9 protein-coding genes are annotated in these 12,421 nt (G+C 71.0%); 3 read left to right on the top strand and 6 right to left on the bottom strand.

The genetic code is table 11. The features are described 5' to 3' along the window. Positions 1 to 55 precede the first annotated feature (55 nt). Positions 56 to 1,069, top strand: a complete 1,014-nt coding sequence (gene dapA / locus QRX60_RS48450) for a 4-hydroxy-tetrahydrodipicolinate synthase (RefSeq protein ID WP_285998205.1) — start codon at positions 56 to 58, stop codon at positions 1,067 to 1,069. Beyond that, positions 1,066 to 2,763: a ribonuclease J gene (locus tag QRX60_RS48445; protein ID WP_285998204.1), complete on the top strand. Its 1,698-nt coding sequence runs from the start codon at positions 1,066 to 1,068 to the stop codon at positions 2,761 to 2,763. Before dapA ends, QRX60_RS48445 begins: the two co-directional genes overlap by 4 nt. 128 nt (positions 2,764 to 2,891) lie before the next feature. Here QRX60_RS48445 and QRX60_RS48440 read toward each other — a convergent pair whose 3' ends face one another. Then, entirely contained in the window at positions 2,892 to 4,766 is a 1,875-nt protein-coding gene (locus tag QRX60_RS48440; RefSeq protein ID WP_285998203.1) for an LPXTG cell wall anchor domain-containing protein, read from the bottom strand. Between the two features lie 512 nt (positions 4,767 to 5,278). Here QRX60_RS48440 and QRX60_RS48435 point away from each other — a divergent pair. Beyond that, entirely contained in the window at positions 5,279 to 6,922 is a 1,644-nt protein-coding gene (locus tag QRX60_RS48435) for a VWA domain-containing protein (RefSeq protein ID WP_286003856.1), read from the top strand. Here the strand turns inward: QRX60_RS48435 and QRX60_RS48430 are convergent. From QRX60_RS48430 to QRX60_RS48410, 5 genes are all read right to left on the bottom strand, one after another. Beyond that, a complete protein-coding gene (locus QRX60_RS48430) occupies positions 6,919 to 8,280 on the bottom strand; it encodes a deoxyguanosinetriphosphate triphosphohydrolase family protein (RefSeq protein ID WP_285998202.1) in 1,362 nt (453 codons plus the stop codon). The two genes, QRX60_RS48435 and QRX60_RS48430, sit on opposite strands and share 4 nt — an antisense overlap. A gap of 132 nt (positions 8,281 to 8,412) precedes the next feature. Continuing rightward, a complete protein-coding gene (locus QRX60_RS48425) occupies positions 8,413 to 9,738 on the bottom strand; it encodes an amino acid permease (RefSeq protein WP_286003855.1) in 1,326 nt (441 codons plus the stop codon). Positions 9,739 to 9,872: 134 nt separating this feature from the next. Next, on the bottom strand, positions 9,873 to 10,820 hold the full coding sequence (locus tag QRX60_RS48420) for an EamA family transporter (RefSeq protein ID WP_285998201.1): 948 nt from the start codon (positions 10,818 to 10,820) through the stop codon (positions 9,873 to 9,875). Between the two features lie 49 nt (positions 10,821 to 10,869). Beyond that, entirely contained in the window at positions 10,870 to 11,484 is a 615-nt protein-coding gene (gene wrbA, locus QRX60_RS48415) for an NAD(P)H:quinone oxidoreductase (protein ID WP_285998200.1), read from the bottom strand. A 33-nt stretch (positions 11,485 to 11,517) separates the two neighbouring features. Continuing rightward, positions 11,518 to 12,333, bottom strand: a complete 816-nt coding sequence (locus QRX60_RS48410) for a lysophospholipid acyltransferase family protein (protein WP_285998199.1) — start codon at positions 12,331 to 12,333, stop codon at positions 11,518 to 11,520. Positions 12,334 to 12,421 lie beyond the last annotated feature (88 nt).

The raw sequence follows: 12,421 nt of genomic DNA, 5'->3' as shown, positions 1-12,421 counted from the left end.
CGGACGTGACCAGGTCGGCGCGGTTTTCGCACGCGTGACGGGGTACCGTCTCAGCATGTCCAACCCACCTACCGCCGCGCCCGGAAGGCCCTTCGGGCGCGTGCTCACCGCGATGGTCACCCCCTTCGACGCCGCGGGCGCGCTGGACCTGAAGCGGGCGCAGGAGCTGGCCGAGCACCTCGTGGAGCTGGGGAACGACGGCCTCGTCATCAACGGCACCACCGGCGAGAGCCCGACCACGAGCGACGCGGAGAAGCAGGAGCTCATCCGCGCCGTGGTCGAGGCCGTCGGCGACCGCGCGACCGTCGTGTCCGGCGCGGGCACCAACAACACGGCACACAGCATCGAGCAGGCGAAGCAGGCCGAAGCGGCCGGTGCGCACGGCCTGCTGGTCGTCACCCCGTACTACTCGCGGCCGAGCCAAGCCGGCCTGTACGCGCACTTCACGGCGGTCGCCGACAGCACCGGGCTGCCGGTGATGCTCTACGACATCCCGCCGCGCTCGGTCGTGCCGATCGAGGTCGACACGCTGCTGCGGCTGGCCGAGCACCCGCGGATCGTCGCGGTCAAGGACGCCAAGGGCGACCTGATCGCCGGCTCCGAGGTCATCGCCAACACCCACCTCGCCTACTACTCCGGGGACGACGGGCTGAACCTGCCCTGGATCTCCGTCGGCGGCACCGGTGTGGTGAGTGTGATCGGTCACGTCGTCGCCGGCCGGATCCGCGCGATGATCGACGCCTACGAGAACGGCGACACGTCCACCGCGCGCACCAACCACCGCGGCATGCTGCCGGTGCTGCGCGCGATGTCGCGGGTCGGCGGGGTGGCGTTCAGCAAGGCGGCGCTGCGGCTGCGCGGCTTCGACGCCGGCGAGCCGCGGCTGCCGATCGTCGCGCCGACCGCCGAGCAGATCGCCCTGATCGCCGGTGATCTGGGCCAGGGCGGCGTGCCGCTGGGCGACACGGCGGCCCAGGACTGGCATGGTGAGCGGGTGGCACAAGCAGATTCGAGGGCCGCCTACGTGGCGCCGACCTCGCACACCAGCGTTGGGACCCTGCCTCGGTGAGCTCACTTCCCCCAGGTCCAGGCCCCACCAACGCCCCGCCCGAACTGCCCGCCGGGGCCCTGCGCGTAGTCGCGCTGGGCGGTATCGGCGAGGTCGGGCGCAACATGACCGTCTTCGAGTACGCCGGCCGGCTGCTCATCGTCGACTGCGGGGTGCTCTTCCCCGAGGACGACCAGCCCGGCGTCGACCTGATCCTGCCCGACTTCCGCGCGATCGAGGACCGCCTCGACGACATCGAAGGCCTGGTGCTCACCCATGGGCATGAGGACCACATCGGTGCCGTCCCGTTCCTCCTGCGCCTGCGGCCGGACCTGCCGATCTACGGCTCGAAGTTCACCAACGCCCTGCTCGCGGCGAAGGCCAAGGAGCACCGGCAGCGGCCCAAGCTGATCCAGGTCCGCGAGGGCGAGCGCCGTGACGTCGGCGTGTTCAACCTCGAGTTCTTCGCGGTCAACCACTCCATCCCGGACGCGCTGGCCGTCGCCATCCGCACCCCGGCGGGCGTCGTGCTGCACACCGGCGACATCAAGCTCGACCAGCTCCCGCTGGACGGGCGCCTCACCGACCTGGCCGGCTTCTCCCGGCTCGGCGACGAGGGCGTCGACCTGTTCTGCGTCGACTCGACCAACGCCGAGGTGCCCGGGTTCGTCATGCCGGAGCGCGACATCGGCCCGGTCCTCGACGACGTCATCCGCCGCGTCGACCAGCGCGTGATCGTGGCCTGCTTCGCCAGCCACGTGCACCGCGTGCAGCAGGTGCTGGACGCCGCGCAGCGGCACGGCCGCCGGATCGCGTTCGTCGGCCGGTCGATGGTCCGCAACATGGGCATCGCGGCCGAGCTGGGCCTGCTCAACGTGCCGGACGGCCTGCTGGTCGACCTCGACCAGGCGAGCACCCTGCCGGAGAGCAAGGTCCTGTTCGTCTCGACGGGCTCCCAGGGCGAGCCGCTCTCGGCGCTGTCGCGGATGGCGCGCGGCGAGCACCGGCAGATCTCGATCCGCGCGGGTGACACGGTCGTGCTGGCCAGCTCGATGATCCCGGGCAACGAGACCGCGGTGTTCGGCGTGGTCAACGGCCTGACCCGGCTCGGCGCGAACGTCGTCCACCAGGGCAACGCCAAGGTGCACGTCTCCGGCCACGCGTCGGCGGGGGAACTGCTCTACCTGTACAACGCGGTGCGGCCGAGCAACGTCATGCCGGTCCACGGCGAGTGGAAGCACCTGCGCGCGAACGGCGAGCTGGCGATCCGCACCGGCGTCGCGCCGGACAACGTGGTGATCGCCGAGGACGGCGTGGTCGTCGACCTGGTCGACGGCAAGGCGTCCCGCACCGGCCGCGTCGAGGTCGGGCACGTCTACGTCGACGGCCTCTCGGTCGGCGACGTCGGCGAGTCGACCCTGTCGGACCGGCTGGTCCTCGGTGAGGGCGGGTTCATCTCGATCAGCGTCGCGGTGGACTCCAGCACGGGCCGCCCGGTCAGCAGCCCCACGGTGTCCGGGCGCGGCTTCTCCGACGACCCGAAGGCCCTCGACGCCGTCGTGCCGCTGGTGGAGATGGAGCTGGCGCGCACGGAGTCCGAAGGCATCACCGACACCCACCGGATCGCGCAGGCGGTCCGCCGGGTGGTCGGCCGCTGGGTGGCCGACACGTACCGCCGCCGCCCGATGATCGTCCCGACGGTCATCCCGGTCTAGTCTCGTCCCGAGTTCGTGAAGGCCACCTTGAGTTCGTCAAGGTGGCCTTCACGGCGTTCAGCGGTCATCTCGGCGCGAGCGGGCGCTGTCCCGCCGGACCGGCCGCCGCGGCCGGTCCGGCGGATTCCTCACACCGATCGCCGCCGGGTGCCGAGCACCAGCGCCGCGCCGACGAGGAAGGTCGCGAAGCCGCCCAGCGCCAGCCAGCCGACGTTCGTGCCGGTCGACGCCAGCGTGTGCGCCTGCGCGAGCACGGGATGCGCGGACCCGGCCGCTGAGGCCGGTGGGGCCGGCACGGCTCCGTTGCCCCCAGCCGGCGGGGCCGGCACAGCGTCCGGGTCGGGCTGGTCCGGGCCGGGCTCCACCACGACGGTGTAAGCCGACCCGGATCCGTCGTCCCCGCCGCGCACCGGGAAGACCGGCGTCGAGCCGCCGAGTCCCCGCCAAGGGCCGACGAGCCCGAGGTCGTAGCGGTCCGCGGGAACGTCGAAGAAGGCGAAGTACCCGTTCGCGTCCGTCACGGCCCTGGCCACGATCGCCCCGGTCACCTGGTTGCGCAGGTACACCGTGACGTCGGGCACCGCCCGGTACAGCGGCCGGCAGGAGCACGAGGGCAGCCGGGTGAGCAGGATCCCGACCGACTTGGCCGCGCGGGCGCCGGGGATCCGGGTCGTCGCGGTCACCTGGATCCCCGTGTAGGGCTCCGACGATCCGATCCAGCAGCGGGCCTCCAGGTAGCCGGCGTTCGCCGCCGCGGCGTCGACCGGGACCGTGACCTCGACCGACCGCGAGGCTCCGGCCGGGACGGTGACGCCGGGGCCCGACGGATCCAGCTCGCCCGTCGCGACGGTCCCGTTCGAACTGGTCGAGCAGGACGTCGCGGTCAAGCCGGGCAGCGGGCCGCGGCCCGCGTTGGCCAGCGTGATGGTCATCCGGGCCGTGTCACCGACGGCGTAGGTCGGCGCGGCGAACCGGGCGGAGCCCGACAGCCACCCGGTGACGTCGTACTGGCCCCGCACCGCGACCTCGGGCTCCTGCGTGCCGTCCACCTCCACCGGGCTGCCGGTGAAGGTCCAGTCGGGTGAGTCCCCGTACACCTGCCAGGAACCGGCGAGCAGGTCGTGGAAGGCGAATCGGCCCTCGGCGTCGGTCACCGTTTCGACGAAGCCGTTCGGGGTGCCGCCGGAGGCGTAGACGCGGAGCCCGGCGAGCGCTTCGCCGGGGTCGGGCACGTGGTTCCAGTTCCGGTCGCCGTAAGCGATGCCGGTGAATCCGCCGCGCACCACCGTGAGGGGCGCGGTGACCGTGACCGCGTTGTCGGCGGGGTTCGCGTCCGGTTCGGCGGAAGTCACCTCGACCGCCAGCCGCACCGCGTCCCCGGTCACGTCCGCCACGTACGCCCCGGTGACGCTCTCGATCGACTCGCCCGGCGCGAGCGAAACGCTCCCGCCGGTGAAGCCGTCCCACAGGTGGTAGCTCAGGTTGTCGACCGAAGTCAGGTTCACGCCGGTCGCGGCGCCGGTGCCCGCGTTGACGATCGTCGCCCGGGCGACCACGAGGTCTTCCGGCCCGTAGGACGGCCGGTCGAGCACCACGGTGAGCCGGAGGTCGGGCTGGGCCGGCGCCGTCGGCGTCGTTTCGGGCGGGGTGGCGGACGAAGACTGTGCCGAGTCCGTCGTCGGTGTGGGGTGGGGCCGCGACGAAGGCTCGGCGGAGCTCGACGTCGCGCCGGGTCTTGCCGATCCGGTCGGTTTCCGGGATTCGGCGGGCTCCGTCGATTCGGCCGGTTTCCGGGATTCGGTGACCTTCGGGGATTCGGTGGGTTTCGCGGCTCCGGCCGGGGCCGGAACCGGGGGCCGGTCCGCGGCCGGTGCGGAATCGGCCGATGTCGAGGGCGAAGTCTCGGGTCCGGCTTCCTCCGCGAACGCCGGGCCTGCCGAGCCCGCGAGCGACAACGCGACGGCCAGCGCGAAAGCGGTGGCCGTCCGGGACAAGCGTTCCATGCAACCAGCCTCCTTGGTCGGGGGTCCCGACGATGGCGCGTGGTCGCGGCCGCGAAAAGAGCCGAAAGGCTCCGTTGCGCAAGATGTATCCGAACGGATTACCCGGGCCGGAAGCATTCGAATTCCGCAGCGCGGGCGGCGATTCACGGCGTTTTGCGGAACGCCGACGGGAAATCGATTCGCGTCGGCCGGTGAAGGCCACCTCGGTCGAGGTGGCCTTCACGGCTTTCAGCGGGTCATCTTGGCGAGGACGAGCGCTGTCGCCACGGTGACGGTCTGGCGGAGCAGGGCCCGGCGCGCCCGGCGCTGGTCGGCTCGTGTCGGTGTCATGCGTACCCCCAAGCGGTCAGGTTCCCAGTGTCGCGCGCGAAGCGGCCGCGGACATCCCACTCCGGGACGGTCCGCATCCCTCCCGGGGATGAGTCGCCTGTTACGCCGTCTGGACCACGAACTGCCGCTTCGCCGGGGACTAACCTTGATCCGATCCCGCCTCGGGAAGAGAGGCCGTGCCGATGGGACGTCACTCGCCGGACGGACGACGCCGGCTGCTCGTGCCCGCCCTCGCGACTTCTCTCGTGGTCGTCCTCGGGGCCGCGGCGTGGATCACCGTCTCGGTGGTGAAGTCCCGCCCCACGTGCGAGCAGCCGGCGAAAGTTCTCGTCACCGCGTCCGCCGACATCGCGCCCGCGCTCTCGCTCGTCGCGCGTGGTCTCGACCTCCGGTGCGGCAGCATCGAGGTCCAGACCAGGGACGCGACGGCCGCGGCCGAGGAGCTCGCCATGTCCGACGGCAGCCCCCGGCCGCAGGTGTGGGTGCCGGACTCGACCCTCGCGCTGCGCCGCGCCCACCAGTTCGGCGCGGCCGACGTCCCCGAGTCCGGGGCGTCGATGGCCAGCTCGCCGGTCGTGCTGGCCGTCGCCGAGGACGTCGCGAAGGGCATCGGCTGGCCCGAGCACGCGCCCACCTGGGCCGAGGTCCTGGGCGCGCAGGGTGCCGTCCCGGGGATGCCCGACCCGGCGCGTGACTCGGTCGGCGCGGTGGCGTTGCTCGGGTTGAAGGAGAGCGTCAAGGCGGCTGCCGAGCCCGCAGCCGCGTACGTCGCGCTGTTGCGGCGGTTCTCGGCCAACACGCTCGGCGCGGAGACGGACCTGATCGCGCGGCTGCCGGGATCGAGCGGCACCGGCGGCACGGCCGCGGTGACAGCGTTCCCCGCGTCGGAGAACTCCTTGCTGCGCCACAACATCGAGGACGCGACGTCGCCGCTCGTCGCCGTCTACTCCGCCGCGGTGCCCACATTGGACTACCCGTTCGCGGAGCTGGGCGGGATCACGCCGCAGCAGCGGCCGATCGTCGACGCGCTGCGGGACGCGGTGCTCGGCGACGCGGGCGCGGACGCCATCGCGAAGACCGGCCTGCGCGCGGCGGGCGGCCAGGCGCTGCGCGAGCACGCCGACGACCCGCGGGTGTCGGCGTCCGGGTTCCGGGCCGCGAACCTGCCGCCCGCCACGGCCGTCGACGACCTGCTCAACCAGTGGGCCGGGATCAACCTGAGTGCGCGGGTGCAGGTGCTCGTCGACGTCTCGGGGTCGATGAACGCGCAGGTGCCGGGGACCGGGCTGAACCGGATGCAGCTCTCGATGCAGGCGACGGCGAAGGCACTGCACCTGTTCAAGCCCACGACCCAGCTGCGGATGCTGGCGTTTTCGACCCGGCTGGACGGCGACAAGGACTACCGCGAGCTGCTGCCGATGGCCCCGGTGGCGCAGCACCTGGCGAGCGGCGCGCTCGACAAGCTCGCCCAGGTGACGGCGACGCCGAACGGCGGAACGGGGCTGTACGACAGCGTGCTGGACACGTACCGCACCGCGCGCCGCGAGTGGGAGCCGGGCCGGCTCAACCTGGTGATCGTCCTGACCGACGGCAGGAACGAGGACCCGCACGGGATTTCCCGCGCGGACCTGCTGACGGAGCTGGCGAAGCTGCAGGACCCCCGCCGCCCGATCCCGCTGATCGGGGTGGGCATCGGCCCGGACGCGGACAAGCCGGAACTGGACCAGCTGACCGCGGCGACGGGTGGTCAAGCGTTCGTGGCCCCGGACCCGGCGAAGATCACGGACGTGTTCTTCGGGGCGCTGAGCCGGATCGCCGGCGGCTAGCTGAACCATGCCCCGAACATCGAACCATGGGAACGGCCGCCCAACCTCTCGTCCAGGTCGATGGCCTGCGCCTCGGTCAGCACGCAGATGTAGTCGACAACGGCCTTTGCTTCCCGTGCTTCCGAAGACCGCGGGTAAGTGGACATGAAGTCCGCGTCTTGTCCCAGGCCTTGGTAGATCGAGCGAAGCTGGATCGGCAACCGAGGGCTCTTCGGTGAATCGGCCAGGCAATCGCGGAGCCGGTCGTAGAGGGATTGGACGATGTGCTTCTGCCCTTTCTGCATCACTGCCAACGACGGTCTGTCGATGACGTAGAACCAGGTGAGCTCCTTCAGCGCTTCGACCAGGTACTGGCAGTGTGGATCCACTGTCACGTACGGGGGCTCGGTCACCAAGGAGACCGCGCCGACGCACTCGGTGAGATTCCTCGTCGTTATCGCGTTCATCGCGGAACGGTTCTGTCGCGTATCCCAGCACGATGAGGTGATTCCCTGCGTGAACTTGGTGATGACGTTGCTCAGCGCGGCGTCGAACTCGGCCGGTTCGAAGTCCGCCATTCCGTCCAGCCGGCGGTGGGCGTGCTTGGCGATCCGAGCGCGGTCCCGCCGCAGGTCGTGCAGGGGGATCAGCCCGGCTCGGAAGTAGTCCTCGATGTCATGGGTCGCGTAGGTGATGTCGTCGGCCCAGTCCATGAGGATGGCGTTGGCCGACCTGAGCCCGGCACGTGCTCCCGTCCTCGCCCACCGGAAATCTGTCAGCTCGCTCGCATACGTTCCCCACTTGCTGCCGAATCCGCGGTCCGTCCACGGCGGGGCGGCGAAGGGATCGTCGACGGACATCGGTCTCGGGCGGGGGTACTTGAGCATCGCGTCGAGGGTCGCCCGGGTGAGGTCCAAGCCCGGATGTTCGGTTCTCCGCCTGGCGAGCTTCGTGACGATCCGGAACGACTGGGCGTTGCCTTCGAATCCTTCCAATCCGTCGACGCGGCGCAGACATGCGTCGAGGACCGGTTCGGCGATGTGACCGAACGGCGGATGCCCGATGTCGTGGATGAGTCCCGCCGTCTCCACGACATCGGCTTTGATTCCCGCCAGCTTCCGGATTTCCCGGGCTTCCGCGGGTTCGTCGTGTTTCAGTTGCTGGACCAGCCGGCGGCCGAGCTGGGCCACTTTCAGGCTGTGTGTGAGGCGGTTGTGCAGAACTCGCTGTTCGTTCACCGCGGCTACCTGGGCCACGCCGGACAGCCGGCGGAACGCCGACGAATACAGCACCCGGTCGCGGTCTCGCTGGTAGGGCGAACGGAAAGGATCATTCTCGACTTTGACGTGTCTTCGATTCGGTCTTCGCGGTTTCTCCATGGTCGGCCCCTCGTCAGCTCGCAGTTGCCGTCTACCAACGTCGAGGGCGGTGGCCTGTTACTGAATGGAGCCGCGTTGAACGCCGAAGTTGCCGTGTCGTGTCGGATTCGAAAGCAGGGCGCGACACTCGGGTCAGTGGTTCGTGGGTTCCACCGGTGCGTGGCCGGATCGCCGGCGGATGAGGGCGTAGACCGCCAAGATCACGGCCAGGCTGATCAGGCTCAGGTACAGCTGCGCCCGCGTGTCTTCGTCCACGAACAGCATCGACGCCACCACGACCAGCGTCAAAGCCAAAGTCAGCCAGCTCAGCCACGGGTAGCCCCACATCCGCAGCTTCAGCGTCTCCGGCGCCTCGGACTCCAGCCGCCGCCGCATCCGCAGCTGCGAGCCGCAGATGATGGCGTACACGAACAACGCCACCGCGCCCGCCGAGTTGATGATGAAGTAGAAGATCTTGTCGGGGGACACGTAGCTCATCACCACCGCCACGTAACCGACCGAAGTGGACACCAGGATCGCCTTCCACGGCACGCCGCGCCGGTTCGTGTCCGCCACCCACGCCGGGGCCCAGCCGTGGCGGCGCAGCGCGAACAACATCCGGGATGCCGTGTACAGCCCCGAATTCAGCACCGACAGCGCCGCCGTCAGCACCACCGCCGACACGATCGTCGTCGCCGCCGGGACGCCGAAGCGGCCGAACGCCGCCGCGAACGGGCTCGTCTCGCTCGGGACCTCGCGCCACGGGGTGATCATCACCAGCAGCGCGACCGAGCCGACGTAGAACACGATCACGCGCCAGACGATCGTCGACGTCGCCTTGCGGACCGCCGTCTCCGGCTCGCTCGACTCCGCCGCCGCGATCGTGACGATCTCCGCGCCGAAGTAGGAGAAGATCACGATCACCACGCCGTGGACGACCGAGAAGCCGCCGTTCGCGACGAAGCCGTCGAGGCCGGCGTTGCCCACCGAGAAGTGCGCGCCCGGCCAGAGCCCGAGCACGAACAGCAGGCCCAGCACCAGGAACACGACGATGGTGGCGACCTTGATCGACGCCAGCCAGAACTCCGTCTCGCCGAACGACCGCGCCGACGCCAGGTTCGTCGCCGTCAGCAGCAGCATCAGCGCCAGCGAGAACACCCACTGCGGCACGCCGGGAATCCAGCCCTGCAGGATCTTCGCGCCGGCCACGGCTTCGAACGCGACCACGCCGACCCAGAAGTACCAGTACAGCCAGCCGATCGTGAAGCCCGCCCAGCCGCCGAGCGACTCCCGCGCGTATTCCATGAACGAGCCGAGCGACGGCGCCGCCGTCGCCATCTCGCCGAGCATCCGCATGACGAGCACGACGAGCAGCCCGCCCAGCGCGTACGAGAGCACGGCCGCGGGGCCCACGGTGTGGATCACCGCACCACTGCCGATGAACAGGCTCGCGCCGATGATGCCGCCGAGGGCGATCATCCGGACGTGCCGCTGGCGTAGTTCGGGCCGCAGCCCCTGGGTCTTGGCGGTCGTCACGGTGCTTCCTCCCCGGATGAGCGCGGATCGCGGGATTCTCGCACCCGAGAGCCGTCCGGTGAAGAATTTGCGCAAGCTCAGCTCGTCAGGATCGCCGACTTCCGCTGCACCAGGTACGCGCCGGCCAGCAGGATGGCCGAGCCGAGCAGCTGCGGCCAGGTCAGCTCCTCGCCGATCAGTGCCCACGCCGCGACGGTGGTGATCACCGGCTCGACCAGCCCGAGCACGCTCGCGACCGACGCGGGCAGGTGCCGCAGCGACGAGATCCCGCAGACGTAGGCGAGCACCGTCGCGACCAGGACCAGCAGGACCATCAGCAGCCACACCGGCGGGTGCCAGGCGCCGAACTCGACGTCCACGGAAAGCAGGCCGACCGGCCACGTCCACGGCGGCGCGACGAGGCTGATCAGCACCGCGCCGATCACCATGCCCCAGGTGACCAGGCCCAGCGGGTCGATGTCGGCCACCGCGCGCTCACCGAGCAGGAAGTACCCGGCCGAGCACAGCGCCGCGCCGAGGCCGGCCAGCAGCCCGAGGCCGTTCAGCGTGACGCCCTGCCAGACCTGGGCGACCAGCGACAGCCCGACCATGGCCAGCGCGATGCCGCCCCACACCGACCGCGGCAGCCGGTGCCGCCGCACGAACCGCACCCACAGCGCGATCAGCACCGGCGAGATGAACTCCAGCAGGATCGCGATGCCGACGGGGATCCGGCCCGCGGCGACGAAGTACAGCAGCTGCACGCCGGCGACGCCGAGCAGGCCGTAGCCGGCCAGCACCGGGAGCTCGGCCCGGCGCACCCGCAGCTTCCGCGGCGCGACCAGCGCCACCCCGGCGAGCAGCACGGTCCCGGCCAGCCCGATCCGCATCGCGGCCACCTGCTCCGGGCTGAAGCCGGCGGACATCGCGGACTTGCCCAGCGTGCCCGACGTGCTGAAGAACAGCGCGGCGAGCAGGACGAGCGTGGTCCCGCGGCCGCGGTGGGCGACCCGGGGAGGTGCGAGGACGGGCAGCTCGGTGGTCACCACCGCGACTGTAGGGCCCGCCGCGTCACTGCCGAAACGGTTTTTCCGGTTACTCGGTCCGCTTCAAGCCGGTCGCGACGTGCGTCGTGATCGTCGCGAGCCGCCGTCCCTGGATGCGCAGGGCGCCGAGGGCGAGCTCGTCCGGTGCCGCCGACTTGCGGGACACGAACGAGCCGCCGTACGGGTTGCCGGACTCCATCAGGTGCGGGTCGGTGTAGCCGAGCGGGACCACGATCGCGCCCCAGTGGTAGAAGACGTTGTTGATCGCCAGCAGCGTCGACTCCAGGCCGCCGTGCCGGGTGGACGCCGTCGTGAACGACGTCGCGACCTTGTCGGCCAGCTTCCCCTGCGCCCACAACCCACCCGTGCTGTCCAAATAGGACTTCAGCTGCGCCGCGGGGCCGCCGAACCGGGTCGGGCTGCCGACGGCGAGGCCGTCGGCCCACCCGAGGTCCTCGAGCGTGGCCAGTGCGTGGTGCGGGCCCGAGTCGATCCACGCCTGCCAGCGCGGGTTCTGCGCGATGGCCTCGGCGGGCACGGTTTCCCGCACGGTCCGGACCCGCACCTCGGCACCGGTCTCACGGGCCCCCGCGGCGAGGGACTCGGCGAGGGCAGCGGTGTTCCCGGTCGAGCTGTAGTAGACGACGAGTATCCGTGTGCTCACTTCGCCGACTCTAGGGCCACCCTTGGCGGCGTCTCAGAATCCGGACTGGGGCTTCCACGGGCTGACGGTGTCGGTCGGCCGCGTCGGGTCGTGGAAGCGCGGCCGGTCGAGCTCGCCCGCGCGCAGCGGGACGAGGCCGTCGGTGATCGCCTGCATGATCTTCGCGTGCGCGCGCACGCCGGCGCCCGGGCGCTCGGCCTCGATGTCCGACAGGTCGACGGGGTCGCCGAAGTGCACCCGGAACCTCGGCCGGCGCAGAGGAGCGCTGAGCCCGGAGCGGGCGAGCGGGACCAGGTCGGCCGGGCCCGAGACGGTCTCGGTGCCCCAGTACACGGCCTCGTGCGCGCCCCACTGGCTGATCGGGATCACCGGCACGCCCGCCGCCAGCGCCAGCCGCGCCGCGCCGGTCTTGCCGCGCTCCGGCCACAGGCCCGGGTCGTGGCTGATCCGGCCCTCCGGGTAGACGATGATCGGCTCGCGCGTGGTCTTGAGCGCTTCGACGGCCTCGGTGAACTGCCCGACGGCGGTCGCGGCGACCTTCCGGTCGATCCGCAGGTGGCCGCTGACCCGCAGCGCCGGCCCGATGACCGGGGCGTCCAGGATGCCGCCGGCCAGCATGAACCGCGGGTTGATGCCGATCCGCTTGCACGCCGCCATCAGCACGAACGCGTCGAACACGCCGATGTGGTTGGCGGCCATCAACAGCGGCTTGCCGCGCAGCTGGGCCGGGATCCGCCCGCTGATGGTCAGCCGTCCGACGAGGTTCACCAGCCCCCGGTCGAGGTTCAGCATGGTCCGCCAGATGGCGGGGGCCCGGCGAGCGGTGTTGTCGGAGTGCAGCGCGACCATGGGGCAGAGCATGGCAGACGCCGGATTCACCCGGACGTGCATGGTCACCGCCGGCGCCCCAATGTGGCCTTCGGTGCGTTCAACGCAC

The sequence above is a fragment of the Amycolatopsis mongoliensis genome, from assembly GCF_030285665.1.
GTDB lineage: Bacteria > Actinomycetota > Actinomycetes > Mycobacteriales > Pseudonocardiaceae > Amycolatopsis > Amycolatopsis mongoliensis.
The sequence above is the reverse complement of the archived record's forward strand: the minus strand, read 5'-3'. Positions and strand labels throughout refer to the sequence as shown.

What these genes read in the sequence shown, in the direction of transcription:
- QRX60_RS48425 (WP_286003855.1), bottom strand. Translation starts at nt 9,738, where the DNA reads ATGATCGCCCTCGGCGGCATCATCGGCGCGAGCCTGTTCATCGGCAGT.
- QRX60_RS48435 (WP_286003856.1), top strand. Translation starts at nt 5,279, where the DNA reads ATGGGACGTCACTCGCCGGACGGACGACGCCGGCTGCTCGTGCCCGCC.
- QRX60_RS48410 (WP_285998199.1), bottom strand. Translation starts at nt 12,333, where the DNA reads ATGGTCGCGCTGCACTCCGACAACACCGCTCGCCGGGCCCCCGCCATC.
- dapA (WP_285998205.1), top strand. Translation starts at nt 56, where the DNA reads ATGTCCAACCCACCTACCGCCGCGCCCGGAAGGCCCTTCGGGCGCGTG.
- QRX60_RS48440 (WP_285998203.1), bottom strand. Translation starts at nt 4,766, where the DNA reads ATGGAACGCTTGTCCCGGACGGCCACCGCTTTCGCGCTGGCCGTCGCG.
- QRX60_RS48430 (WP_285998202.1), bottom strand. Translation starts at nt 8,280, where the DNA reads ATGGAGAAACCGCGAAGACCGAATCGAAGACACGTCAAAGTCGAGAAT.